General features: G+C 65.1%; 28 protein-coding genes. 12 read left to right on the top strand and 16 right to left on the bottom strand.

Going from position 1 to position 25,104, the window contains the following annotated elements; translation table 11 throughout:
- The 6 genes from QOJ24_RS05275 to infA form a co-directional block, all read right to left on the bottom strand.
- Positions 1 to 901, bottom strand: a 901-nt coding sequence (locus QOJ24_RS05275; protein ID WP_526259797.1) for a DNA-directed RNA polymerase subunit alpha, incomplete at its 3' end; no start/stop codon positions are given.
- Between the two features lie 78 nt (positions 902 to 979).
- Positions 980 to 1,585 (bottom strand): 30S ribosomal protein S4, encoded by a 606-nt coding sequence (gene rpsD, locus QOJ24_RS05270; RefSeq protein WP_526259795.1) that lies wholly within the window; start codon positions 1,583 to 1,585, stop codon positions 980 to 982.
- A 16-nt stretch (positions 1,586 to 1,601) separates the two neighbouring features.
- Entirely contained in the window at positions 1,602 to 2,018 is a 417-nt protein-coding gene (gene rpsK / locus QOJ24_RS05265) for a 30S ribosomal protein S11 (protein WP_015305086.1), read from the bottom strand.
- A gap of 3 nt (positions 2,019 to 2,021) precedes the next feature.
- Positions 2,022 to 2,396 carry a 30S ribosomal protein S13 gene (rpsM, locus tag QOJ24_RS05260; RefSeq protein ID WP_526259793.1) on the bottom strand — a complete coding sequence of 125 codons (375 nt, stop codon included), beginning with the start codon at positions 2,394 to 2,396 and terminating at the stop codon, positions 2,022 to 2,024.
- 157 nt (positions 2,397 to 2,553) lie between these two features.
- The gene (gene rpmJ / locus QOJ24_RS05255) at positions 2,554 to 2,667 is read right to left on the bottom strand and encodes a 50S ribosomal protein L36 (RefSeq protein ID WP_003879483.1); all 114 of its coding nucleotides are present in this window, start codon (positions 2,665 to 2,667) and stop codon (positions 2,554 to 2,556) included.
- Positions 2,668 to 2,706: 39 nt separating this feature from the next.
- A complete protein-coding gene (gene infA, locus QOJ24_RS05250) occupies positions 2,707 to 2,928 on the bottom strand; it encodes a translation initiation factor IF-1 (protein ID WP_003418601.1) in 222 nt (73 codons plus the stop codon).
- Between the two features lie 248 nt (positions 2,929 to 3,176).
- On the opposite strand from infA, the gene QOJ24_RS05245 reads away from it, so the two are divergent.
- The 10 genes from QOJ24_RS05245 (at position 3,177) to mmsB (ending at position 13,809) form a co-directional block, all read left to right on the top strand.
- A complete protein-coding gene (locus QOJ24_RS05245; RefSeq protein WP_526259791.1) occupies positions 3,177 to 4,880 on the top strand; it encodes an FAD-dependent oxidoreductase in 1,704 nt (567 codons plus the stop codon).
- 11 nt (positions 4,881 to 4,891) lie between these two features.
- On the top strand, positions 4,892 to 6,385 hold the full coding sequence (locus QOJ24_RS05240; RefSeq protein WP_526259789.1) for an ATP-binding protein: 1,494 nt from the start codon (positions 4,892 to 4,894) through the stop codon (positions 6,383 to 6,385).
- 58 nt (positions 6,386 to 6,443) lie between these two features.
- Positions 6,444 to 7,289: an LLM class F420-dependent oxidoreductase gene (locus tag QOJ24_RS05235; protein ID WP_526259787.1), complete on the top strand. Its 846-nt coding sequence runs from the start codon at positions 6,444 to 6,446 to the stop codon at positions 7,287 to 7,289.
- A 10-nt stretch (positions 7,290 to 7,299) separates the two neighbouring features.
- Complete coding sequence (locus QOJ24_RS05230; RefSeq protein WP_526259785.1) at positions 7,300 to 8,151, top strand: LLM class F420-dependent oxidoreductase; 852 nt, start codon at positions 7,300 to 7,302, stop codon at positions 8,149 to 8,151.
- A gap of 27 nt (positions 8,152 to 8,178) precedes the next feature.
- Complete coding sequence (gene rfbB, locus QOJ24_RS05225; protein ID WP_526259783.1) at positions 8,179 to 9,165, top strand: dTDP-glucose 4,6-dehydratase; 987 nt, start codon at positions 8,179 to 8,181, stop codon at positions 9,163 to 9,165.
- Between the two features lies 1 nt (position 9,166).
- On the top strand, positions 9,167 to 9,769 hold the full coding sequence (rfbC, locus tag QOJ24_RS05220) for a dTDP-4-dehydrorhamnose 3,5-epimerase (protein WP_526259781.1): 603 nt from the start codon (positions 9,167 to 9,169) through the stop codon (positions 9,767 to 9,769).
- 64 nt (positions 9,770 to 9,833) lie between these two features.
- The gene (locus QOJ24_RS05215; protein ID WP_526259779.1) at positions 9,834 to 10,112 is read left to right on the top strand and encodes a hypothetical protein; all 279 of its coding nucleotides are present in this window, start codon (positions 9,834 to 9,836) and stop codon (positions 10,110 to 10,112) included.
- 85 nt (positions 10,113 to 10,197) lie between these two features.
- Entirely contained in the window at positions 10,198 to 11,715 is a 1,518-nt protein-coding gene (locus QOJ24_RS05210) for a CoA-acylating methylmalonate-semialdehyde dehydrogenase (RefSeq protein ID WP_526259777.1), read from the top strand.
- A 15-nt stretch (positions 11,716 to 11,730) separates the two neighbouring features.
- Positions 11,731 to 12,921, top strand: coding sequence for an acyl-CoA dehydrogenase family protein (locus QOJ24_RS05205; RefSeq protein ID WP_526259775.1), 1,191 nt, complete (start codon positions 11,731 to 11,733; stop codon positions 12,919 to 12,921).
- A 12-nt stretch (positions 12,922 to 12,933) separates the two neighbouring features.
- Entirely contained in the window at positions 12,934 to 13,809 is an 876-nt protein-coding gene (gene mmsB, locus QOJ24_RS05200) for a 3-hydroxyisobutyrate dehydrogenase (RefSeq protein ID WP_526259773.1), read from the top strand.
- A 72-nt stretch (positions 13,810 to 13,881) separates the two neighbouring features.
- Here the strand turns inward: mmsB and QOJ24_RS05195 are convergent, their stop codons facing one another.
- Both QOJ24_RS05195 and QOJ24_RS05190 read right to left on the bottom strand, forming a co-directional pair.
- Positions 13,882 to 14,814 carry a hypothetical protein gene (locus QOJ24_RS05195; protein ID WP_526259771.1) on the bottom strand — a complete coding sequence of 311 codons (933 nt, stop codon included), beginning with the start codon at positions 14,812 to 14,814 and terminating at the stop codon, positions 13,882 to 13,884.
- Positions 14,815 to 15,005: 191 nt separating this feature from the next.
- Positions 15,006 to 15,809, bottom strand: coding sequence for an HAD family hydrolase (locus tag QOJ24_RS05190; RefSeq protein WP_526259799.1), 804 nt, complete (start codon positions 15,807 to 15,809; stop codon positions 15,006 to 15,008).
- 110 nt (positions 15,810 to 15,919) lie between these two features.
- On the opposite strand from QOJ24_RS05190, the gene QOJ24_RS05185 reads away from it, so the two are divergent.
- On the top strand, positions 15,920 to 16,597 hold the full coding sequence (locus tag QOJ24_RS05185) for a response regulator transcription factor (RefSeq protein ID WP_526259769.1): 678 nt from the start codon (positions 15,920 to 15,922) through the stop codon (positions 16,595 to 16,597).
- On the top strand, positions 16,594 to 17,841 hold the full coding sequence (locus tag QOJ24_RS05180) for a GAF domain-containing sensor histidine kinase (protein WP_526259767.1): 1,248 nt from the start codon (positions 16,594 to 16,596) through the stop codon (positions 17,839 to 17,841). The genes QOJ24_RS05185 and QOJ24_RS05180 overlap by 4 nt, the downstream gene beginning before the upstream one ends.
- A gap of 57 nt (positions 17,842 to 17,898) precedes the next feature.
- Here QOJ24_RS05180 and QOJ24_RS05175 read toward each other — a convergent pair whose 3' ends face one another.
- From QOJ24_RS05175 to map, 8 genes are all read right to left on the bottom strand, one after another.
- Entirely contained in the window at positions 17,899 to 18,414 is a 516-nt protein-coding gene (locus tag QOJ24_RS05175) for a MarR family transcriptional regulator (RefSeq protein ID WP_526259765.1), read from the bottom strand.
- A 39-nt stretch (positions 18,415 to 18,453) separates the two neighbouring features.
- Positions 18,454 to 19,491 (bottom strand): pyridoxal phosphate-dependent aminotransferase, encoded by a 1,038-nt coding sequence (locus QOJ24_RS05170; protein WP_526259763.1) that lies wholly within the window; start codon positions 19,489 to 19,491, stop codon positions 18,454 to 18,456.
- Complete coding sequence (locus QOJ24_RS05165) at positions 19,491 to 20,501, bottom strand: 3-oxoacyl-ACP synthase III family protein (protein ID WP_526259761.1); 1,011 nt, start codon at positions 20,499 to 20,501, stop codon at positions 19,491 to 19,493. The genes QOJ24_RS05170 and QOJ24_RS05165 overlap by 1 nt, the downstream gene beginning before the upstream one ends.
- Before the next feature lie 39 nt (positions 20,502 to 20,540).
- A complete protein-coding gene (locus tag QOJ24_RS05160; protein ID WP_526259759.1) occupies positions 20,541 to 21,212 on the bottom strand; it encodes an SRPBCC family protein in 672 nt (223 codons plus the stop codon).
- Positions 21,193 to 22,914 carry a thiamine pyrophosphate-binding protein gene (locus QOJ24_RS05155; protein ID WP_526259757.1) on the bottom strand — a complete coding sequence of 574 codons (1,722 nt, stop codon included), beginning with the start codon at positions 22,912 to 22,914 and terminating at the stop codon, positions 21,193 to 21,195. The genes QOJ24_RS05160 and QOJ24_RS05155 overlap by 20 nt, the downstream gene beginning before the upstream one ends.
- 70 nt (positions 22,915 to 22,984) lie before the next feature.
- The gene (locus QOJ24_RS05150; RefSeq protein WP_526259755.1) at positions 22,985 to 23,716 is read right to left on the bottom strand and encodes an anti-sigma factor family protein; all 732 of its coding nucleotides are present in this window, start codon (positions 23,714 to 23,716) and stop codon (positions 22,985 to 22,987) included.
- Positions 23,713 to 24,225: an RNA polymerase sigma factor gene (locus tag QOJ24_RS05145; RefSeq protein WP_526259753.1), complete on the bottom strand. Its 513-nt coding sequence runs from the start codon at positions 24,223 to 24,225 to the stop codon at positions 23,713 to 23,715. The genes QOJ24_RS05150 and QOJ24_RS05145 overlap by 4 nt, the downstream gene beginning before the upstream one ends.
- Before the next feature lie 79 nt (positions 24,226 to 24,304).
- On the bottom strand, positions 24,305 to 25,102 hold the full coding sequence (map, locus tag QOJ24_RS05140; protein WP_526259751.1) for a type I methionyl aminopeptidase: 798 nt from the start codon (positions 25,100 to 25,102) through the stop codon (positions 24,305 to 24,307).
- Between the last annotated feature and the right edge of the window lie 2 nt (positions 25,103 to 25,104).

Genomic DNA, 25,104 nt, shown 5'->3' with positions numbered 1-25,104 from the left:
GCTTGATCTTCACCTCGTCGATGGACTTCTGGCCGAAGTTGCGGATGTCCAGCAGATCGGACTCCGTGCGGGCGACGAGCTCGCCCACCGTGTGCACACCCTCGCGCTTGAGGCAGTTGTACGACCGCACCGTGAGGTCCAGATCGTCGATCGGCAGAGCGAACGACGCGATGTGGTCCGCCTCGGCAGGTGACGGGCCGATCTCGATGCCCTCGGCCTCGACGTTGAGTTCGTGTGCCAGACCGAACAATTCGACCAGCGTCTTGCCCGCCGACGCCAGCGCGTCACGAGCAGTGATCGAACTCTTGGTCTCGACGTCCAGAATGAGCTTGTCGAAGTCAGTGCGCTGCTCGACGCGGGTGGCCTCCACCTTGTAGGTGACCTTCAGCACCGGCGAGTAGATGGAATCGACCGGGATGCGGCCGATTTCGGCACCCGACGCCTTGTTCTGAACGGCGGGGACGTAGCCGCGGCCACGCTCGACAACGAGCTCGACCTCCAGCTTGCCCTTGTCGTTCAGGGTGGCGATGTGCATTTCCGGGTTGTGCACCGTCACGCCGGCAGGCGGAACGATGTCACCAGCGGTGACCGCGCCGGGGCCCTGCTTGCGCAGGTACATGGTGACCGGCTCGTCCTCCTCGGACGACACGACCAGACCCTTGAGGTTCAGGATGATGTCGGTGACGTCTTCCTTCACACCGGGAACGGTGGTGAATTCGTGCAGCACGCCGTCGATGCGAATGCTGGTGACCGCTGCGCCGGGGATCGACGACAGCAGCGTGCGCCGCAGTGAATTGCCAAGGGTGTAACCGAATCCGGGCTCCAACGGTTCGATGACGAACTGGGAGCGATCCTCGGCCAGGACCTCTTCGGACAATGTGGGTCGCTGAGAAATCAGCATGGTGTTTTCTTCCTCCTTCGCGACAACCGCTATTTGATGTCGCGTAATCCCAACCGCCATCCGGGCGGCTGGAAAGTCTTACTTCGAGTAGAGCTCGACGATGAGCTGCTCGCTGAGCGGCACGTCGATCTGCGCGCGTTCCGGCAGCTGGTGCACCAGGATGCGCTGGCGTTCGCCAACCACCTGCAGCCATCCCGGAATCGGTCGCTCACCCGCAGTTTGGCGAGCGATCTCGAACGGCAGCGTGTTGATCGACTTGTCCTTGATATCGATGATGTCGTACTGCGACACGCGATAGCTGGGGATATCGACCTTGACACCGTTGACGGTGAAGTGGCCGTGGCTGACGAGCTGGCGGGCCATCCGGCGAGTACGCGCCAGGCCGGCGCGGTACACAACGTTGTCCAGCCGGCTCTCCAGGATGCGCAGCAGGTTGTCGCCGGTCTTGCCGGGGAGGCGGTTGGCCTCCTCGTAGTAACGGCGGAACTGCTTTTCCATCACGCCGTAGGAGAAGCGGGCCTTCTGCTTCTCCTGCAGCTGCTGGCGGTATTCGCTTTCCTTGATCCGCGCGCGGCCGTGCTGGCCGGGTGGGTAGGGCCGCTTCTCGAATGCCTGCTCGCCGCCGACGAGGTCAACGCCGAGGCGGCGCGACTTGCGGGTTGCGGGTCCGGTGTAACGAGCCATGAGTTCTTGTTCCTCCCTAGACCCGGCGCCGCTTGGGCGGACGGCAGCCGTTGTGCGGCTGCGGGGTGACATCGGAAATTGCGCCGACCTCGAGGCCGGCCGCCTGCAGCGACCGGATCGCGGTCTCGCGGCCCGAACCGGGGCCCTTCACGAACACGTCGACCTTTTTGACGCCGTGCTCCTGCGCCTTGCGGGCGGCGTTCTCTGCGGCCAGCTGCGCGGCGAACGGCGTCGACTTACGCGACCCCTTGAAGCCGACATGGCCCGACGATGCCCAGGCGATGACATTGCCCTGCGGATCGGTGATCGACACGATCGTGTTGTTGAACGTGCTCTTGATGTGCGCGGCGCCGTGCGGGACGTTCTTCTTTTCCCTGCGGCGGGTCTTCTGACCCTTCTTGGGGGCGGCTGCGCCCTTCTTTGCGGGTGGCATCGGTTACCTGGCCTTCTTCTTGCCGGCGATGGTGCGCTTGGGGCCCTTGCGGGTGCGCGCATTGGTCTTGGTCCGCTGGCCACGCACCGGCAGGCCGCGGCGATGCCGAATGCCCTGGTAGCAGCCGATCTCGATCTTGCGGCGGATATCGGCTTGCACCTCGCGGCGCAGGTCGCCCTCCACCTTGAGGCTGCCCTCGATGTAGTCGCGCAGCTGGGTCACCTGGTCGTCGGTCAGGTCTTTGGTGCGCAGATCCCGGCTGATGCCGGTTGCTTCCAGGATCTCCTGGGAGCGGGTACGGCCAATGCCGTAGATATAGGTCAGCGCGATCTCCATGCGCTTGTCGCGCGGGAGGTCGACGCCTACTAGGCGTGCCATCAGGCAGTGTTCCTTCTCTATGCGGAGGTCTTGTCCCAGCCCGTTCCCTCGTCTTGTGGGGTCCGGCCTCCGTGCCGGACGTAGATGAGCGGCTAATCCACTCAGTGGTGCTGGGGTTTCGTCATTCAGTTGTGGGTGCAGGGCGTACTGAGGCTGGCTAGCCTTGCCGCTGCTTGTGTCGCGGATCGGAGCAGATCACCATGACCCGCCCATGCCGACGGATCACCCTGCACTTATCGCAAATGGGCTTGACGCTCGGGTTCACCTTCACGGCTTGTCGATCCTGTTCTTGTCTCGTGCTGGCTGTGGATTACTTGTACCGATAAACGATGCGGCCCCGGGACAGGTCGTAGGGAGACAACTCCACCACCACCCGGTCCTCGGGCAGGATGCGGATGTAGTGCTGCCGCATCTTGCCGCTGATGTGGGCGAGTACCTTGTGCCCGTTCTCCAGCTCAATGCGAAACATCGCATTGGGCAGGGGCTCGACCACGCGGCCCTCGACCTCGATGGCACCGTCTTTCTTGGCCATTGTTGTTCGGAGATCCTCCGTGTCAGTCTGGTTAGTTGGCGCCGCTCGGCGCAGTACACACTCCGACTTCAAAACGTGAGCCGGTAGCTAGAAATTCCAGAACTGGGGCACGCAAGAGCCGGCGCGGAAACCGCACCGTTTGTCCATACTACCCGCTCGGCGGCCTGCCCCAAAATCGCTGAACGGCCACCTCAGCGCCATTACGCTGACCGCATATCCGCTGGACAGTGCGCGCATAATTGGTGGCGATGACTGAACCCGGAAATCAGGCCAGACGACCCGCAATCCTCACAGTCGACGATGACCCAGCAGTGTCCCGTGCGGTCGCCCGCGACCTTCGCAGACACTACGGAGAACGGTACCGCATCCTGCGGGCCGAGTCGGGCGCCGACGCTCTCGAGACGCTCAAAGAACTCAAGCTGCGCGGCGACACCGTCGCGGTGTTCGTCGCGGATTACCGGATGCCGCAGATGAGCGGGATCGAGTTTCTCGAGAAGGCGATGGACTTCTTCCCGCTGGCGCGCCGGGTGCTGCTGACGGCATACGCCGACACCCACGCCGCCATCGACGCGATCAACGTCGTCGACCTCGACCACTACTTGCTCAAGCCGTGGGATCCGCCCGAGGAGAAGCTCTACCCGGTCATCGACGGCCTGCTGGAAGAATGGCAGGCCGTTGGCGACCGCGCCATGCCGTACACCAAGGTGATCGTCCACCGCTACAGCGAGCGTTCGTGGGAGGTGCGGCAGTTCCTGGCGCGCAACCAGTACTCGTTCCGCGCCGTCAATGCCGACGAGCCGAAGGGGCAGCAACTGCTCGAAGCCGCAGGCCTCGACGACAGTCGGCTGCCGGTCGTCATCACCGAGAAGGGTGAGACGCTCGTCGAACCGGCCGACGTCGAGCTGGCCACTCTGCTCGGCCTGTCGACCAGTCCGGCGCTGGAGATGTACGAACTCGCGGTGATCGGCGGCGGTCCCGCAGGTCTGGCCGCCGCGGTGTACGGAGCCTCAGAAGGACTCAAGACGGTTCTGATCGAGAAGTCTTCGACCGGTGGGCAGGCGGGCCGCAGCTCGAAGATCGAGAACTATCTCGGCTTTCCCACCGGCGTATCGGGTGCCGAGCTCACCACGTCGGCGCGCCTGCAGGCTGAACGGTTCGGTGCCGAGGTCATCACGACCCAGGAGGCGTTCAAGCTCACCGTCAACGGCGTCGGCGCCGCGCATTCCATCCAGCTCAACGAGGACAACACCATCGGTGCGCGCGCCGTCATCCTCGCCACCGGCGTCGACTACCGCCAGCTGAAGATCACCGGGTGCTGGGACGATCCCGACGACCCGACCTGCAACTACATCGGCCGCGGCGTGTTCTACGGCGCATCGGTTTCCGACAACAGCGAGTGCGCGGGCGAGGACGTCTACATCGTCGGCGGCGCCAACTCGGCCGGGCAGGCCGCGATGTACATGTCGCAGACGGCCAAGTCGGTCACCATGTTGATCCGCGGGTCCTCGCTCGCGGCCGGCATGTCGCAGTATCTCGTCGACCGGATCTTGAAGACACCGAACATCACGGTCCGAACCTGCACCGAGGTCGTGAACACCGTTGCGACCGACGACCACCTGTCCGGCCTGGAGCTTCTCGACAAGCGGACCGACCAGACCGAGACGGTGACCTGCGACCGGATGTGCTGCTTCATCGGCGCCATGCCGCGCACCGACTGGCTGGAAGAGGCGGGAATAGCCCGCGACGATTACGGCTTTGTGCTGTCCGGTCCGGACGTGATGAAGGTCAGCGGCTGGACGCTCGACCGTCCGCCGCATCACCTGGAAACAAGCGTGCCCGGTGTGTTTGTTGCAGGAGATGTGCGTTCGGAGTCCGCCAAGCGGGTTGCGGCCGCGGTGGGCGAAGGCTCAATGGCGGTGATGTTGGTGCACAGGTATCTGGCGGAAGCCTAGAGAGGACCACCATGGGCGAGGAATGCCTGCGCGACGAACTTCGCACGCTGTTTCTGTTCGAACATCTGACCGACGACCAGCTCGACATGCTGTGCGCGGACGGCAGCATCGAGACTTTCCCCGCCGGGCCTCTGTGCGTCGAGGGCGAGCCCGCCAACTGCTTCTACGTGATGCTCGATGGCGAACTGATCATGTCGAAGCGCTCCGGCGGCGTCGACATCCAGACCGGGCAAACGTCGCAGCGTGGCGTCTACTTCGGCGCCTGGTCGGCCTACGTGCCGGGCGAGGAGCACATCTATGAGGCGTCGGTACGGCTGACCAAGCCGTCGCGTTGTTTCGTGCTGGCGGCCGACGCATTCGCGCGGTTCATGCAGACGCAGTTCCCGATGGCCGTGCACCTGTTGGAAGGGCACAGGGTCGGCGGCCGGCGGCAGAGCCAGATCATCGGTCAGCGCGAGAAGCTGCTGGCGCTCGGCACGATCACCGCCGGGCTCACCCATCAGCTCAACAACCCGGCGGCGGCGACGGCTCGCGCGGTGGCCGATCTCCGCGAGGGTGTGGGCCATATGCGGCACAAGCTCGCGATGGTGGCGGAAGCCAAGTTCACGCCAGAGGCGTTGCGCATCCTGGTCAACATCCAGGACCAGGTCGCCGAGCAGGTGGCCAAGAACGCGGATGTGGAACTGTCCGCTCTGGAGGCGTCCGACCGCGAGGACCAGCTCGGCGACTGGCTGGAGGACCACGGCATCGTCGGCGCCTGGGACTATGCGCCGACGTTCGTGGAAGCCGGGCTGGACACCGACTGGCTGGAGCGGGTCTCGTCGGTGGTCGAGGACGCCGATGCCTCAGCGTCGCTGCAGAGTGCGATCGGGTGGCTGAAGTACACCATCGACAACGAACTGCGGATGAATGAGATCGCCGAGGCGAGCAAGCGCATCTCGGCGCTGCTCGCGGACGCCAAGCAGTACTCGCAGATGGACCGCGGCTCCTATCAGAGCGCCAACGTCCACGAATTGCTGCGCAGCACGATCATGATGTTCGGCGACAAGGTCGGCTACCAGGGCAAGGGCAGGCCTGTCACCATCATCAAGGACATGGACAAGACGCTGCCCGAATTACAGTGCTACCCAGGCGATCTCAATCAGGTGTGGACAAACCTCATCGACAACGCGATTCAGGCGATGGATGGTCACGGCACCTTGACCATTCGCACTGCACGCGAGAACGAGCAGATGATCCGGGTGGAGATCTGCGATGACGGGCCCGGTATCCCCGAGGACATCATCGGCCGGATCTTCACGCCGTTCTTCACCACGAAGCCGTTCGGCGAGGGCACCGGCCTCGGACTCGACCTCGCCTGGCGCATCGTTGTCGAGAAGCACGGCGGAAATATGTCGGTGCAGTCCACGCCAGGCGATACGCGCTTCATCGTGTGCCTGCCGCTGGTCGCTCCGCCGCCACTGACACCGACGCCCGGTGAGCTCTCCGCCGCCGGAACCGAATAGATCGAATCATCGCGCGCCGATCGGAATAGCCGCCCGCCGAGCCGGGGTTGACCCAACCATGACGAAACCTCAACTCGGCAAGTTCGGCGTGTTCGGCCACTATTCGCAGTGGCAACAGTTGTCCCCTCAGCAGCTCAAGGACATCGAGGCGCTCGGTTACGGAGCCATCTGGGCCGGCGGCTCGCCTCCCGCCGAACTCGAGTGGATCGACCCCATCCTGGAGGTCACCGACAGCTTGGCTCTGGCCACCGGCATCGTCAACATCTGGACTGCGGCCGCGGGTCCGGTCGCCGACTCGTTCCACCGCATCGAGAAGGCTTATCCCGGCCGGTTCCTCCTCGGCATCGGCGTCGGCCACCCCGAGGCGCAAACCGAGTACAAGAAGCCGTACGACGCGCTCAGCGACTACCTCACCGAACTCGACCAGCACGGGGTTCCCAAGGACCGCGTCGTCGTCGCCGCGCTCGGCCCGCAGGTCCTCAAGCTGTCGGCCCGCCGCAGCGCCGGCGCGCACCCGTACCTGACCACGCCAGAGCACACCGCGCAGGCGCGAGAGCTGATCGGGCCCGAGGCGTTCCTCGCCCCTGAGCACAAGGTCGTGCTGACCACCGACGCCGAGAAGGCCCGCGCCACCGGCCGCAAGGCGCTCGAGATCTACCTGAGCCTGGCCAATTATCTCAACAACTGGAAGCGGCTGGGTTTCTCCGATGCCGACGTCGCCAAGCCGGGCAGCGATGCGCTGGTGGATGCGGTGATCGCATACGGCACCGCCGAGGCCATCGCGGCGCGGCTCACCGAGCACCTGACCGCCGGGGCCGACCACGTTCCGGTTCAGGTGTTGGCGGGTACTGACAAGCTCGTACCGGCGCTCACCGAACTCGCGGGGCCGCTCGGACTCCAGTGAAGGGACTTCCATGACCGACTCCGTCAGCCTCAAACCCGACCTCGGCCGATTCGGGGTGTGGACGTTCGGAACTCCCAAACCCGAGCAGGCCGTCGCAATCGAAAAGCTGGGTTACGGCGCGCTGTGGATCGGCGGCTCCCCCGCGGGTGATCTGAACTATGTCGAGCCCATCCTCGAGCAGACCAAGACACTGCAGGTGGCCACCGGCATCGTCAACGTCTGGACGGCTCCTGCCCAGGAGGTCGCCGAGGCCTACCACCGCGTCGAGGACGCCTATCCCGGCCGGTTCCTGCTCGGTATCGGGATCGGCCATCCTGAGCACACCGACGAGTACCGCAAGCCCTACGACGTGCTGGTCGAATACCTTGACGTGTTGGACGCCGCAAAGGTGCCCACCAGCCGCAGGGTGGTCGCGGCGTTGGGGCCAAAAGTGCTCAAGCTGTCCGCGCAACGCAGTGCAGGCGCCCATCCGTATCTGACGACTCCGGAGCACACCGGTTCGGCCCGCGAATTGGTCGGGCCCACCGTGTATTTGGCGCCCGAGCACAAGGTGGTTCTGACCACCGACGTCGACGAAGCACGCGAGATCGGCAGGAAAACCGTCGACTTCTACCTGAACCTGAGCAACTACGTGAACAACTGGAAGAGGCTCGGCTTCACCGACAAAGACGTCGCCAAGCCCGGCAGCGACCGGCTGATCGACGGTGTCATCGCCTACGGCACGCCTGACGACATCGCAGCCCGGCTGAACCAGCACCTGGAGGCGGGCGCAGACCACGTCACGATCCAGGTGCTCGGCGGCTGGGACAAGCTGGTGCCGGCACTCACAGAGCTGGCCGGGCCGTTGGGGCTGAAGGGCTGACAGGGACCCGACCGCTACGGTAGGTCCATGCGGTTGCTGGTCACGGGGGGTGCCGGGTTCATCGGCGCCAACTTCGTGCACGGGGCGGTGGGTGAGCATGCGGTGACGGTGCTCGACGCGCTCACGTATGCGGGCAGCCGGGAGTCCCTTGCGCCGGTCGAAGACGGCATCCGACTGGTGGAGGGCGACATCACCGATGCGGAGTTGGTGACGAAGCTCGTCGCCGAGGCCGACGCCGTCGTGCATTTCGCCGCCGAAACACACGTCGACAACGCGCTCGCCGACCCCGAACCGTTTTTGCACTCCAACGTGATCGGGACCTACATGGTGTTGGAGGCGGTGCGACGGCACGGTGCCCGGCTACACCACATTTCGACCGACGAGGTGTACGGGGAGCTGACGCTGGACCAGTCTGACCGGTTCACCGCCGCCACACCGTACGACCCGTCAAGCCCGTACTCATCCACGAAGGCCGCCGCTGACATGTTGGTGCGGGCATGGGTGCGGTCTTACGGCGTGCGCGCGACAATTTCCAACTGCTCCAACAACTATGGGCCATACCAACACGTGGAGAAGTTCATCCCGCGCCAGATCACCAACGTGCTGACGGGCAGGCGGCCCAAGCTGTACGGCGCCGGCGCCAACGTGAGGGACTGGATCCACGTCGACGATCACAACGATGCGGTGTGGCGGATTCTTCAGGACGGTCAGGTCGGGCTCACGTATTTGATTGGCGCAGAGGGTGAGCGCGACAACCTCTCGGTGATGCGGACAATCCTGGCGTTGATGGACCGTGACCCCGACGATTTCGATCATGTCGTCGACCGCGTCGGTCACGACCTGCGCTATGCGATCGACCCGTCACAGCTGCGCGACGAGCTCGGCTGGGAACCCAAACACAGAGACTTCGAAGACGGCTTGAAGGCAACGATCGGTTGGTATCGCGACAACGAATCGTGGTGGGGCCCAATTAAGGACGCCGTCGAGTCGGCCTACGAGAAACGCGGCCAGTGACGTGGAGGTACGCGAGCTAGCCATCCCCGGCGCGTGGGAGATCACGCCGGCGCAGCACGCCGACGACCGTGGTGTCTTCTATGAATGGTTCACCGATGCCGAGTTCCAAAAGCTCGCCGGGCATCGACTGGACCTGCGTCAGGCGAACTGCTCGGTATCGGGCGCAGGCGTGCTCCGGGGGCTGCATTTCGCCCAGTTGCCGCCTAGCCAGGCGAAGTACGTGACGTGCGCGCGCGGCGCCGTCTTCGACGTGGTGGTCGACATCCGCGTCGGCTCACCGACATTCGGGCAGTGGGACTCGGTTCTGCTGGACGACCGCGCCCGCCGCTCGGTGTACATCAGCGAGGGGCTGGCGCACGGTTTTCAAGCGCTGTACGAAGATTCGACGGTGATGTACCTCTGCTCGGCCGGCTACGACCCGGATCGCGAGCACACGATTCTCGCTACCGATCCGGCGCTCGACATCAAATGGCCGGGCACTGACCATGTGTTGTCCGCCCGCGACGCCGACGCGCCCACACTCGACGAGGTCGGAGCCTCGGGCCTGTTGCCGACGTGGGATGAGACCAAGGCGTTCGTCGAGAATCTTCGCCGAGGCGACTAGTCCACGTCCCCGAGCCTGCGGGGAGATCGCAATTTTGCGGTGATCGCGATCTCTCAGCAGACTCGTGAGTCAGTCGTCGGTGTCTGGCTTGGCGTGCCGCGGCTTCGACGGCGTCACATTCGAGACGGCGGTCTTGACCGGCGACTACAACGAGATCCGCACCACGGTGTCGGCGAACAACCCCCGGCACAGCCCCGAGACGCGCGACGCGTTCGTCGCCCAGATGGCCGAATACGCGAAACTCGGCGTAAAGACTGCGATCACCATGCCGCCTACCGGCGCGGCCGCCGCCTGGGTCGACGGCATGGCGCCCGCCTTCAGGCAGCTCGCAGAACTCGGCTGATCGCCCTTCGCGCAACCCTTGCGCAGGATCAAGCGCACTTACTAGGATATCCTAGTATTCCACCATTCTGTCGAGGGACCCGCTCATGACCACACAGATTCAACATTTCATCGACGGCCGCCGCAGCAGCCTGGCGTCGACCCGAACCGCCGACGTGATGAACCCGAGCACCGGCGAAGTGCAGGCTCAGGTGTTGATGGCGTCGGCCGCCGACGTCGACACCGCGGTGGCTTCTGCCGTCGAGGCACAGAAGGAGTGGGCGGCCTGGAACCCACAGCGTCGGGCCCGCGTGATGATGAAGTTCATCGACCTGGTGAACGCCAACGTCGAGGAGCTCGCCGAACTGCTCTCGTTGGAACACGGCAAGACCGTTGCGGACTCCAAGGGCGACATCCAGCGCGGCATCGAGGTCATCGAGTTCGCCATCGGCATCCCGCACCTGATCAAGGGTGAGTACACCGAGGGCGCAGGCACGGGCATCGACGTCTACTCGCTGCGTCAGCCGCTCGGCGTGGTCGCCGGCATCACCCCGTTCAACTTCCCGGCGATGATCCCGCTGTGGAAGGCGGGTCCCGCGCTGGCGTGCGGCAACGCGTTCATTCTCAAGCCCAGCGAACGCGACCCTTCGGTGCCGGTACGGCTGGCCGAGTTGTTCCTCGAGGCGGGCCTGCCGCCCGGCGTGTTCCAGGTCGTGCACGGTGACAAGGAAGCCGTCGATGCCATTCTCGAGCATCCGGACATCCAGGCCGTCGGGTTCGTCGGCAGCTCCGACATCGCACAGTACATCTACTCGAACGCCGCGGCGCACGGCAAGCGCGCACAGTGCTTCGGGGGCGCCAAGAACCACATGATCGTGATGCCCGACGCCGACCTCGACAACGCCGTCGACGCGCTGATCGGCGCGGGCTACGGCAGCGCGGGCGAGCGGTGCATGGCCATCAGCGTCGCGGTGCCCGTCGGCGAAGAGACCGCAAACCGCCTGCGCGCCAGGCTGGTCGAGCGCGTCAACCAGTTGCGGGTCGGTCACAGCCTCGACCCCAAGGCCGACTACGGCCCCCTGGTGACCGAGGCGGCTCTGCAGCGGGTGCGCGACTACATCGCCCAAGGCATCGAGGCGGGCGCCGAAGCCGTCGTCGACGGACGCGAACGTGCCACCGACGAACTGAGTTTCGACGATGCCGACCTGTCGAAGGGCTACTTCATCGGCCCCACCCTGTTCGACCACGTCACCAGCGACATGTCGATCTACACCGACGAGATTTTCGGGCCGGTGTTGTGCATCGTGCGCGCCAACGACTACGAAGAGGCGTTGCGGCTGCCCACCGAACATGAATACGGCAACGGCGTCGCAATATTCACCCGCGACGGCGACACCGCACGCGACTTCGTGTCCCGCGTTCAGGTCGGCATGGTCGGCGTGAACGTGCCCATTCCCGTGCCGGTGGCGTACCACACCTTCGGCGGCTGGAAGCGCTCCGGCTTCGGCGACCTCAACCAGCACGGGCCGTCGTCGATCATCTTCTACACGAAGGTGAAGACGGTGACCCAACGTTGGCCGGCGGGCAGCCACGGCGCCGAGTTCGTCATTCCGACAATGAAATAGAGCACAAGTATCCCCATGGATCTTTTCGGCTTGGACGACGATGAACGCGTGATCGCCGAGACGGCGGCAGCGTTCGCCGAGAAACGCCTTGCCCCCAACGCACTGGAGTGGGACAAGTCGCATCACTTCCCGGTCGACGAGCTGCGCGAGGCAGCCGAGCTGGGCATGGCGGCGATCTACTGCAGCGAAGACGCCGGCGGCAGCGGCCTACGCCGCATCGACGCCGTCCGCATCTTCGAGCAGTTGGCCGCCGCCGACCCAACGGTGGCGGCGTTCCTGTCGATCCACAACATGTGCTCATGGATGGTCGATAGCTACGGCACACACGAACAACGCAAATCCTGGGTGCCCAAGCTCGCGTCGATGGAGGCCGTCGCCAGCTACTGCCTGACCGAGCCGGGCGCGGGATCGGATGCCGCCGCACTGCGCACGAAAGCCGTCCGCGACGGCGACCACTACGTGCTCGACGGGGTGAAGCAGTTCATCTCCGGCGCAGGCGAGTCCGACGTCTACATTGTGATGGCCCGCACCGGCGGGGACGGACCCCGCGGGATCTCAGCCTTCATCGTCGAAAATGGCACTTCGGGACTCAGTTTCGGCGCGAATGAGGAGAAGATGGGCTGGCACGCCCAGCCCACCGCGCAGGTCATTTTCGAAGGCGTCCGAGTTCCTGTCGACGCGATGCTCGGTGGTGCCGACGGCGAAGGCACCGGCTTCTCCATCGCGATGAACGGCCTCAATGGTGGCAGGCTCAACATCGCGGCGTGCTCGCTCGGTGGCGCGCAGGCCGCATACGACAAGGCGGTGGGCTACCTGGCCGACCGGCAGGCGTTCGGCGGCGCACTTGTCGACGAGCCAACCATCCGGTTCTCACTGGCTGATATGGCCACTGCGCTGGAAACATCGCGAACGCTGTTGTGGCGGGCGGCAACTGCGCTCGACGAGAACCATCCCGACAAGGTGGCGCTGTGTGCGATGGCGAAGCGGTACGTGACCGACGCCTGCTTCGACGTCGCCGATCGGGCGCTACAGCTGCACGGCGGCTACGGATATCTCACCGAGTACGGGCTGGAGAAGATCGTCCGCGATCTGCGGGTGCATCGAATCCTCGAGGGAACCAACGAAATCATGCGCGTGGTCATCGGTCGGGCTGCCGCGGGCCGAGCCCGCAAATCGGCAGAAGCCGCTGGGACCCGCGCCTCTTAACCGGGAGGGTCAATGACCAACATCGCGTTCTTCGGGCTGGGCAACATGGGCGGACCGATGGCAGCCAACCTCGTCGCAGCCGGGCACACCGTGCACGGATTCGACCCGGTGCCCGCGCTCAAGGAAGCAGCGGAAGCCAAGGGCGTCAAGGTCTTCGACTCCGGCGCCGCGGCGGTGACCGAGGCCGACGTCGTGATCAGCTCGCTACCCAACGGTGCGGTCGTCAAGGCGTGCTACGACGAGGTGCTGCCGGACGCGAAGTCCGGTGCGCTGTTCATCGACACGTCGACCATCTCCGTCGCCGATGCCCGCGACATCCACAAGCAGGCCATCGAAGCTGGGTTCGCTCAACTTGATGCTCCGGTGTCCGGCGGCGTCAAGGGCGCCACTGCAGGAACGCTCGCATTCATGGTCGGCGGCGAGGACGAGGCCGTCGAACGAGCCCGTCCGGTACTGGAACCGTTGGCGGGCAAGATCATTCATTGCGGTGGCTCCGGCAACGGACAGAGTGCCAAGCTATGCAACAACATGGTGCTGGCAGTGCAGCAGATCGCCGTCGGGGAAGCCTTTGTGTTGGCCGAGAAACTCGGCCTCTCGGCGCAGTCGCTGTTCGACGTGATCACTGGAGCAACCGGCAACTGCTGGTCGGTGCACACCAACTGTCCGGTGCCAGGTCCGGTCCCCACGTCGCCTGCCAATAACGACTTCAAGCCGGGATTTGCGACCGCGCTGATGAACAAGGACCTCGGCCTGGCGATGGATGCGGTGAACTCGACCGGCTCGACGGCTCCTCTGGGAACCCACGCCGCCGAGATCTATGCAAAGTACGCAGCCGGCCACGCTGACAAGGACTTCAGCGCGGTGATTGAACTGCTGCGCGGCACTTGACGCCCGCTGAACAGCACTCTGCCACGGCTCGATTGGTGCCGAGCCGTGGCAGAAGCGCTGTTCAGTTGATTGTCAGCCGACGGTCTGGACGTCGCGCCCGAACTCGACCTGCTGACCGTCGTACGTCCCTGTGCAGGACGTCACGACGTCGTACTTCCCAACCGGAGCCAGGACGTCGAAGCTATGCGTGCCGTTCGGCGCGATCTCGAACGCCTCATCGCGTCCCGGCAGCCCGTTTTGGCTGGTTGCGGTGTAGGTACAGCTGCCGCCGATGCCTGCGTTGTTCTTCACGTTCACGCCCCACGTTCCGAACCCGCGATTGAAGGTCACCTTGACGGCGTTCGCCGGCGGCGGGCACTTCTGGCCAGCCGGTACCGATGTCTGCGGTCCACCTGGCGGGCAAGCCACGGGTGCTTTCGGCTTGCACTGCTGGCCAGCCGGAACCGTCGCACTCTCATCGGTTTCTGGATTGCACACCACGTCGGGCTTCGGCACGTCCTGCTGTGCCGGGCTCGAACCCGATTGACCGCCACCCGCAGGTGCGGCCGCCTTCTTGCCGAGCACGATGCCGACGAAGTCGGGTCCAAAGTCGTCATCGCCATCGCCGCCGTACGCTTCATTGCGGATAAACGCGACACCGAAGTCGGTCATGCTGCAGTCACCGATCGCGGGACCGGCGCCGGCCTGATAGGTCTTGTTCACCACGTGGGCCTGATGATCGCCTGCCGCGTTGAACGTAACCACCTCACCGCCGTACTGCGCTTTCAATCCGTCGATTCTCGCGGGGGGGTCGGGGATGGGCGCGGAAACCGCGAAGGCGATGTCCTGAAGCGTCTGGTTGTAGTTCAGACCATTCGGACAACTCGCGCCCCTGTTGCCAGCCACCTGGCCCCTGATGTCGGCGATGGGATCGGCTTGCGCCACCGGGATCACCATCGCCAATGGCACCGCGAGGGCTGCGATGATGCCCGCCATTCGAAGTGCAAATAGTCGTGTTCTGGTCATGAAGTGTCTCCTCGGCATTGCCCGTTGGGCACGTCTGGTCTACGCGTCCCCCGACAAATCGACGCTAGAGCAAACGGAGTCGCCCGAGATATAGGGCGTTTCCCTACGTTTTCGGCAAAGACCGACGTCAGCTTCGTTTTGTGACTGCCGGGAGCCTGCCGCGGGGGCCGTAGGAGTAGGAGCTCAGGGATCTAGGCAGCGTCGGCCGGCTTGTGCGCCGCACACCAGCGGCCGTGCAACCGTCGACAGTCCGCGATCCGCATCGGCTCGCTGCCTGCGTAGTCCGGCCGGACCGCAACGGCGGCCGGAATGTCAGGGGCGCCGTCGCCGGTGATGACCGTGGTGGCCATACCCGTGGAGGTCGCCGCGCGCAGGCCCGAAGCCGAACCCGTGACCGCGAGCGCGTTCTCCGCAGGTATCCCGAGCTCCCACAAGGCCGTTCGGAATGCCTCGGGATCTGGCATGGGCTTCTTGACATCGTCGGCGGTCACCACCGTTTCGACGACGCCGTCGCCGACGAGTTGTCGCACCAACGGCTCAACCCAGGTTCGTTGACCACCTGCAACGACGCTGACCACGACACCGGCGGTGAAAGCGTCCATGACGAGGTCGACCAGGCCCGGCCGCGGGCTCACGTCGGCGTCGAGGATCATCTCGTCGAGCATCATGGTCTTGGTCGTGTAGATGTCGTCGGCGAGCAGCTTGGTCAGCACGTCGGATTCGGTGGAAACGCCGCGCTTGCGCAACTCGGCCGTGATCCGCTGACGCTCGTCGGTCAGTGCCAGCAGCTTGCGGTATCGCGCCACCGACCACTCGAAGTTCAGTCCGTGCGCGGCGAACGCGGCGTTGTAGGCCACACGGTGGCCGTCGCATTCGACGTCGGCGAGGGCGTCGAGGTCAAAGACCAGTGCGCGAAGCGGATTCACATCGGCGCCGACGGGTGAATTGCAATCCCACCAGAATCGTCCGGCACGCCAGGTGTTGGGCTGTGTCATGGGCACGAGACAAGGGTGACCCACACCACAACGTGACAACCTCCCCCATTCGGGGGATTGGCCAGGCCATGTTGGGTCACCCCATCGAGCGCCGGTCCTAAGGTATTGCCATGGCGTCCGACAGCCCGCTCGCCTCCGGACCAGTGCGAATCGTCTTGGTAGACGATCACGAGATGGTCATCGAGGGTCTCAAGGCGATGCTCGCTGCCTTTTCCGACCGGGTGACGGTGGTCGGCCAGGCCGTCGGTGCTGAGCGGGCGCTCAGCGTGGTCGATGATCTCGACCCCGACGTCGTGCTCTCCGATGTGCGCATGCAGGGGTCCAGCGGCCTGGATCTGTGCCAGTCGTTGCGCGAACGACGGTCCGACCGCAAGGTGGTCATGCTTTCGGTTTATGACGACGAGCAGTACCTGTTTCAGGCGCTTCGCGTCGGCGCGTCGGGCTATCTATTGAAGAGCATCAGCAGCGACGACTTGGTGCGACAGCTGGAGTTCGTACACGGCGGCGCTACCGCGATCGATCCGAGCATGGCGGCAAGGGCGGCCGACACCGCGGCCCGGATGCAACGCGACGAATTCTGGCCGGGAGCCCGCCAGGGCCTCACCCAGCGAGAGAGCGAAATCCTTTCCTACGTCGTCAACGGACTGTCGAACCGCGGCATCGCCAGCAAGCTGGTGATCGGCGACGAGACCGTGAAGACGCATTTGCGGTCGATTTACCGCAAGCTCGGCGTCAGCGACCGGACCGGCGCAGTCGCGACCGCCCTGCGCGAAGGGATCTACCAATGAGTCCAGTAGGCGGAGGCCCGTTGCGCCCCAGCGCCGTTCGCGACGTCGTCGACGCGGATCGTGAGCTCGCGCTGCTTCGCGAGTTGATCCAGGCGGCCTCCAGCGGCCCCGGCGTCGAACCCCTGGCCGCCGCGGCCGCCAGGATGATCACTGCGGCCACCGCCACCGACGTCTGCTTCGTGCACGTCCTCGACGACAGCGACCGCTCGCTCACACTCGCAGGGGCCACGCCGCCGTTCGATTCCGAGGTCGGCAAGATCCGACTGCCCCTTGGGTCCGGTGTGTCGGGCTGGGTGGCCAGTAATCGCGAGCCCGTCGTCATCACCCACGACAAGGAGTCGGATCCGCGGTACCTCCCGTTCGAGTCGCTGCGCGGGTCCGACTTCACGTCGATGGTGTCGGTGCCGATGGAGACCGATCCCGGCGGCCTGGTCGGAGTGCTCAACGTGCACACAGTCGAGCGGCGTGAGTTCACCGCCGGTGATGTCGAGCTGCTGCTGGTGATCGGTCGGCTCATTGCGGGCGCCCTGCACCAGGCGCGGCTGCACCGCCAGTTGGTGGTGCGCGAACGCGCGCATGAGAACTTTGTCGAGCAGGTCATCCAGGCACAGGAACTCGAGCGTCGCCGGCTGGCGGGCGACATCCACGACGGCATCTCCCAGCGGTTGATCACGTTGTCCTATCGGCTGGACGCGGCGACCCAAGCTGCGGGAACCGATCCGGCCACCATGGCCGAACAGCTCGGCATGGCAAGGGAACTGGTCGACCTGACCCTGCAGGAGGCGCGTGCGGCGATCGGCGGGCTGCGGCCTCCGGTGCTCGACGACCTCGGGCTGGCGGGCGGGCTGACCAGCCTGGCGCGCTCGATCCCCCAAATCGACGTTCAGGTCGAAGTCACCGAAACGCGGCTGCCGGACCATATCGAAATCGCGCTGTACCGAATCGCGCAGGAGTGTCTGCAGAACGTCGTCAAGCATGCGGGTGCGTCGACGGCGCGGCTGACGTTCGCGGCCGACGAAGACACAGCGCGACTCGAAATCGTCGACGACGGAGTGGGTTTCGACACGTTCGAGCATCCGTTGGGAAGCGACGAGATGGGCGGCTATGGTCTGCTGTCGATGGCCGAGCGGGCGGAGATCGTCGGCGGACGGCTGAACATCCGCTCGCGACCGGGCGCGGGGACGGCTGTCACGGCGACGATCCCGCTACCCACCCCCGGGCGGGAAGACGCAAAAGCACCCTAACTCTCGGCATATCGGGAGCATTTGCGTCTGTCCCCAGCTTCGCGGGGCCCCACCGCGCTAGAAGTCGCCTGCGTTGCGCCGCAACGTCTCGATCGCGGCGGCAAGCGCACGTGATTCATCATCGGAGACACCGATATCGGCGAAGACATCCTTGTTGAGCGTCACCGTCGCGTCCTCGACTGTGGAGCGGCCCAGATCGGTGATCTGCACCAGCGTGGTGCGGCCATCGGTGGGATGAGGCAGCCGAGCCACCAGACCGTTGCCTTCCAGCCGACGGATCGCGTGCGTCACGCTGGTGACGTGTACCTGCAACCGGTCGGACGCCTTGGTGATCGGCAACGCACCGTTCCGGCTGAACGCCAGCAGCCGCAGCAGTTCGTATCGCGCGAAGCTCAGGTCGTACGGACGTAACGCGTTCTCCACGCGGGCGAGCAGAATCTGATGAGCCCGCATCACGGACGTGACCGCGACCATCCCATCGGAGACGTCACCCCAGCCCGCTCGCTCCCAGTTGGCACGCGCCAGCTCGATGGGATCTCGCTTATGCGGGTCCGCAGGCGGTTCTGAGGCCACGCCTCTTCATACCGCAGCCCCCCGCGAAGCGACGGACTTTCAGCGCGCCGCGAATGGTTTCAACGCGTCGAGCACCGCCCTGGTGGACTGACGGCTACCGACGGTGATCCGCACGCTGCCGTCGGCGTAGGAACGGATCTGCAGGCCTGTGCCATCGAAGACCTGCTTCCACGGCCGGCTGTTGGCGGGCAGATAGACGAAGTTGGCGTGCCCGTCGGTGCTGTAAATCCCCATCGATCGCAAACGCATCCGCAAGTATCGTCGTTCCGAAGCGATCCGCCGGATCCGTTGCTGTAGCTCGCTTTCCGCATCATAAGAGGCCGCAACCGCCACCAGGCCGGTGATACCCATACCGAACGGCAGCTGCATCGTCCACACTTTCCTGGCCAGGTCCGGTGCGCAGAAGCCGTATCCGATGCGCAGTCCCGCCAGGCCATATGCCTTCGAGAATGTCCGCACCACAACCACATTCGGGAATCGCTCGACCAGCGCTAGTGCGTCGATACGGTGCTCGGGGGCGAGAAACTCGACATACGCCTCGTCCAACAAGACGACGGTGTCCTTAGGCACCCGCTGCAGGAACAGCTCGACGTCGGCCGCCGACTCGACGGTGCCGGTCGGATTGTGCGGACGGCAGACCACCACGACCCGCGCCTGGCTTGCCGCCTCGGCCATCGCATCGAGATCGTGGTGACCGTGCTCGTCTAGCGCCACGGTGACCGAAATCAGCCGCGCCATGTGGGCGAAAATCGGGAAGCCGTCGAATGTCGGCGAGGTCATAACGATCCGGTCGCCCGGGCTGGTCACCGCGCTCAACACCTGCATGATCACTCCGGTGGCACCGGCGCCGATCACGACCTGTTCCTCGTGCACCCCGACGTGTCCCGCGATCAGCGCGCGCAACCGCTCGGGTAGGAACTCCGGATAGCGGTTCGCCACGTCGACGGACGCGGTCAGCGCCGACCGCACCCCCGGCAGCGGGGGAAACGGATTCTCGTTGAGCGACAGCGCGAATGGGTCCACCGCGCTGGGCAGCGCCGAGACCGCCTCGGTGAGGTCCCCCCTCGGGGTGCCCATCAGTCCCGCCCGCCCCACTTGATCGCGGCCGCGCCTGCGAAGTCCCCCGCGTGCGCGAATGCCGCCATCAGCGCCACGTCGCCCTTCTTGAGCTGACCGTCGGAGATGGCCCGCTCGAGGTTGATCGGGATACCGGCGGCGAACAGGTTGCCGCAATACTCGAAGGTGTCGCGGTGCCGCTCCTTGGGCAGTTCCAGCGCTTCGCGCCAATTCCGCAGAAAGGCCCTGTTCGGCTGGTTGGTGACCAGAAGATCGAGGTCCTTCGGCTTGATGCCGATTCGATCGCAGACCGCGTAGGACACCTCAGGCACCTGACGATTACCGCGTGCGAGCACCTTGGTGATCTTGCTTTCGGTGAAACCGATGGACCCTTCACCGGGCCCGGGCTGCCACCACTTGCGGGGCGGCTGCGTGGAGATTGCCATGTCGCCTGCGAACTCGCCGTAGTTGCGGCATTCGATGTCGAGGATCGGCGACTTTTCCGAGCGCGCAATCAGACCCACGGCTGCGCCGTCGCCCGGCACGGAAGCCTGTGCCTTGGTGCGAATCGTTTTTTGGTCGAAGATGGTGCCCGCCGCGTTCTGCGCGACGGCGACCAGCGCCGTCTCCCCCTGCCCCGACTCGATCAGGTTTTGGGCCACCTTCATTCCCAGGACGAACGCGGCGCACCCGCCGTTGTGCAGATCGAGCACCCAATTGGGTTTCATGCCAAGGCGATGCGCCATCCCGCCGCCGCCGCCGTAGAACGGCACGTCCGGCAGCTGGACATGGGTGATCAGGATGTCGATGTTCTCGATGGTCTCTTGGCCGTGGCGTTCGACTATGCCCGCGGCGGCCCTTTCCACCATGTCGATGGCCGTTTCATCCTCGGCCACGTGATGGCGAAACTTCGGCGCTTTGAACATCACGTTGTCGCGCAGATCATCGGACTCGGCGAAGCCGGCGTAATAGTCGGCCGGAACTGGTTCTCCTGGCAGGTATGTCGAAATATCAAGCAGACTGACGGTCATTTCTCGCTCCTCGCGTGCGCGGCGGTCATTGCGGCGTCCTCACTTCATCCAGGCGGGGGTGACCGGCAAGCCGTTGTGGTGCCGGTATTCGACGATTGCCTTGAGGTTCTTCATCTCGAGCAGATGGCCTGGTCCGAACATGTCCCAGAAATCACCGACCCACACCGGACGCTGCGGGGGTGCGGTCTCGGGATAGGGATTCTTGTCGTAGAACGGGTGGTGGCAGTTGGTCCACAGCACGACCGAGCCGGGCCTGTCGAAGACAAGTTGCGCGTCGACGATGCGGATCAGGTAGATCATCCACAGATGCTTGCCCTGGTCCCACGCGCAGTGGTAGTCGACCGTACGTGCCTCCTTGTTGGCTACGGTGCGGGTGAAAATCGGGCTGCCCTTGTCCCCACCGAGCTTGTCGTAGGCGACCCACAGGCCCGGCTCCTCCGTTGGAGCAAAGCCCCGCAAGCTGTACGTCCACTCCTCAAGGCAACGGCTGTCGGACATGTAGTCGAACAGCTCGTCGGGCGGACAGTCGATGTAATCGTTGACGGTGCAATACGTTCCGAACACTTCGTCATGCGGGTAGACGGACCGCATCATCTCCATGATGATCGGGGTGGCCTTCTCCCTCGGTACCGTCTCGACGCGAATAACCCCGTCGATCGGTTCGACTGTGCCTCGATGGGCGGTGATGTCATCAAGCGCGGGCAACGACATGGGAATGGATCTCCTCTGTGATAACGGGGTTCTTCGCGGCAGCCTTGCCGAGAAAGTTTGCGAATGGCGGAACTTCGTCCGCCGAGCACTGGACCGCGACGACCGAGGGCCCGTCGACGTCGAACGCGGCCTGCAGTGCCGTGGGCAGATCGTCGATCCTGTCGACGTCGACCGACGACAGGCCGGGGAACATGGCGGCCAGGCCGGCACCGAGCCGGCTCGCGCCGAAGCGGTTGTAGCTGTAGAGGTTGCCGTAGAACAGCTGCTCTCGAGTCACACACATCGCGTGCGCGTGGTTGTCGAACAACAGGAACGTCACCGGCAGGCCGTACTGCAACGCGGTGTGAATCTCCATGCCGTGCATGTAAAAGGAACCGTCACCGGCGATGACGACGGTCCGTCGTCTCCGTCCGAAGGCCATCCCCAGCGCGGCACCGAAGCTGTACCCCATCCCTCCCATGCCGAGCGCGACGACGAATCGTCCGTCCCGTCGCGCGGGGAGGTAGTGGATCGCAGAGGCGCCGATGTTCCCGGCGTCGACGACGATATCGACGCCATCGGGCAGCGCGGCATCCAGCACAGCCATCGCCTCGCGATACCGCACGCCGTCGCCGTCGTGCGACGGCGGTTGCAGATCGACCTTCTCCACCGCGTCCGGTACCCGCACACCCGTCGGCCTGCCGTCGCCGTTCAATGCCTGCGTGAGCAGGCTCAGCGATCCGCGGAGGTCTTCGGTCTGCACATGCGTGCACGGCACGAACGGCGCAGCCGACCCGATCGAGTACGTCGGCACCGATGCCAGCGCCTCGTCCAGTCCCGCGCGTGCGGTCACGCTCAACCGGGTGCCGACCACCAGGCAGAGGGCGCTCTCGGCGATTGCCTTGGCGACCCCGGGATGCCCCATCACGCCGGTCACCCCGAGCGCTGAGGACAAGCCGAGGCCCGGCGTGCCCGCGACATCCTTGGCATCGGGAACGGTGGCGATGCGGGCCCGCAGCATCGAACGCAGCTGGGCGAGTTCCGCACGCGCGTCGTCGCGGGCCACCTGCTCGCCTGCGATGATCGTGATCGGGCCGTCGGCATGCCGCAGTGCCCGCGCGACCGCTTGCGGGTTGCCGAGCGCCGCCGCGACTGTCGACCCGTTGGAGCGCCCGTTCACCGAACCGGTGAGGTCCAGGCTGGACTGCTGGATGTCTTTCGGAAGCAGCAGCACCGCAGGGCCACCCCGGTTGGCCGCCGCGATGGCTTCGGGCAACGCGGCCGTGATGTCTTCTGGCGCCAGAATCCGTCGGCAGAACACCGACACCGCGGAGAAGAGCGCTTCACCGTCCAACGCACCGTTTTGTCCGCTGGTGTCCTGGAAGGCGCCGCGGCCGTCAAGGCTTGTCGGAGGTTGGCCGATCAGTGCCAGCACCGGAACCCGGCTGGCCAGCGCCTCACCAAGGCCAGCAACGGTATTGAGACAGCCGCCGCCCGAGGTAGCGGCCACGACGCCCAGGCCGGCGCCGCTTCGGCTGAGCCCGTCGGCCATCGTCGCCGCGGAGAACTCATGCTTGGCCAGTACGGCGGTGATGTCATCGTTGAAGTGCGCGGCATCGTAAAGATCCTCGATGTTCGCGCCGTCGACGCCGAAGATGTATTCGACGCCGGTCGCCGCCAGATAGCCGACAATGTGGTCGACAACCCGATGCGTTCTGGCCATTCAGTCACCTGCTTTCCCACCTGCAAGTGACACGACTCGTGAGTAACCACGGTTCAATCCGTGACCCTACTCACAGGTCTGATTGCAGCAGCACCGCTCTGGAATCGGAATCGACCAGTTGCACCGACTTGATCTGGTCCTTCTGCAGCGTCGTGTTGCCACTCGGCAATGCGGTCGCGCCGTTCACACCGACCCACGAAGCAATCTCACTCTGAGTTCCGTTATGGCCCACCAACACCATCGACAGATGCTCCGTCGTCGCCTCACCACGGCTCGCATAGTCTCCGTAGGTGCAGACCATGTCGACCCTTGTGCCCCAACCGAATCCGGTCAGCGTGACAGCGGCGTTGATCGGTGTCTGGGCGACCTTGCTCATCGTCACGGCAGAGGCCATCTGCTGGTCGTCGCCCTGCCCTCTGATGCCGGGCAGAATTCCGACTACCAATGCGATGGCAAGCACAGCGGCCGCTGCGGCCAGCGTGATCACGCTGCGCCTGCGCGTCCGGCGCCGTCGCCACTCGACCTTCTGCACCAGCGTGTCGAGCACCTCGGGCCGCATCGGCGGCACTTCTGTCGTCGGGTCGTCGAGTGCTTCGACTTCCTCGGCGGTCAGCTGTGCCAACAACGCCGGGATGCCGCTGAGTTCGGCAACCGCCGCGCTGCATCGAGGGCAGGTCGCCAGATGCGCCTCGAACTCGCGTCGTTCATTGCCCGACAGCGAGCCAAGGACGTAGGCGGCATCCCACGTTGCGTACGGGTCTTCACGGTGCAACTGGTCGTCGCGATTCGCGGGTTGTGTCATCGGGTCACCCCCATCTCCTGCAGCGTCAGCCGCAACGCCCGAACGGCGTAGTGCAGCCGCGATTTCACAGTGCCTTCTGCAATATCCAGATCGGCCGCGATCTGCGCGGTCGTCCAGCCCTGGTAGTAGGACCGCTTGACCACCGCGCGGTGTTCAGGCGACAACTGTGCCAAGGCGCCACTCAACAGCATTTGGTCCAAGGCGGAATCCACCTCATCCGGGCCGGCGCGGTCGTGGCTCTTCTCGATATCCGGGGTCCCGGTCTCGCTGCGAAACCTAGCGCTGCGCCGCTCATCAATGATCATATTTCTCGCGACGGTAAACAGCCAAGCTCGCGCCGACCGGTCACCGCCGGTTACCTCTGGGTGCTGCCAAGCTCGCAGCAACGTTTCCTGCACAACATCCTCTGCTCGTGCCGGGTCACCGGTGAGCCGTACGGCATAGCGCCATAAGGCGGGGCCGTGCTCTTCGTAGAGCACACGTATCAAGGCGGCCTCCGGATCGTCCATTCGCACCTCCCTCGTTACTACGAGGACGGGGTCTGTCCGGTTCACCCGTTTCGCCCGACCAACTGGGCAGTTGTCGGATTCAGCTGGTCAGGATGCGTGGTCCGTCGTCGGTTACAGCAACCGTGTGCTCCCAATGGGCGGCGCGCGATCCGTCGGCGGTGACCACGGTCCAGTCATCGGCCAGCACCACAGTGCTTGACGTGCCGAGCGTCAGCATCGGTTCGATGGCAAGCACTGAACCGGCGACCAGGTACGGCCCGCGTCCCGGCTGGCCCTCGTTGGGCAGAAACGGATCCATGTGCATGCGCCTGCCGATGCCATGGCCGCCATAACCCGCGACGATGCCGAATTTGCGGCCATGGCGCTTGCCGGCCGCCCGGGTGCCGGTCTCGATGGCGTGCGAGACATCGGTGAGTCGGTTACCGGGCACCATCGCTGCGATGCCTGCCTCCATCGACTCCTTGGTGGCTTCCGACAGGGCCGCGTCGATCTCGATCAGGTCTCCGACGCCGAACGTGATCGCCGAGTCGCCGTGCCAGCCGTCGACGATCGCACCGCAGTCGATCGACACCAGGTCGCCTGCGGCCAGCGCTTCGGTGGCCGACGGAATGCCGTGCACGACGCGGTCGTTCACCGACGAACAGATGCTGGCCGGAAAGTCGTGATAGCCCAGGAAAGACGGGGTGCCACCGGCGTCGCGGATCACTGATTCGGCGATCTTGTCGAGCTCCAGCGTGGACACCCCGGACATGGCGGCGCCGTGGACGGCTTTCAGCGCGGCCGCGACGAGCGCGCCGGCGACGGCCATCGCGTCGAGTTCACCGGGAGTGCGCGGCTCGACCACCTTGCGGGTGCGCAGCCCCGGCAGGGTGATCATCG

Source organism: Mycobacterium sp. (assembly GCF_032159775.1).
In the GTDB taxonomy this organism is placed as follows: domain Bacteria; phylum Actinomycetota; class Actinomycetes; order Mycobacteriales; family Mycobacteriaceae; genus Mycobacterium.
The sequence above is the reverse complement of the archived record's forward strand: the minus strand, read 5'-3'. Positions and strand labels throughout refer to the sequence as shown.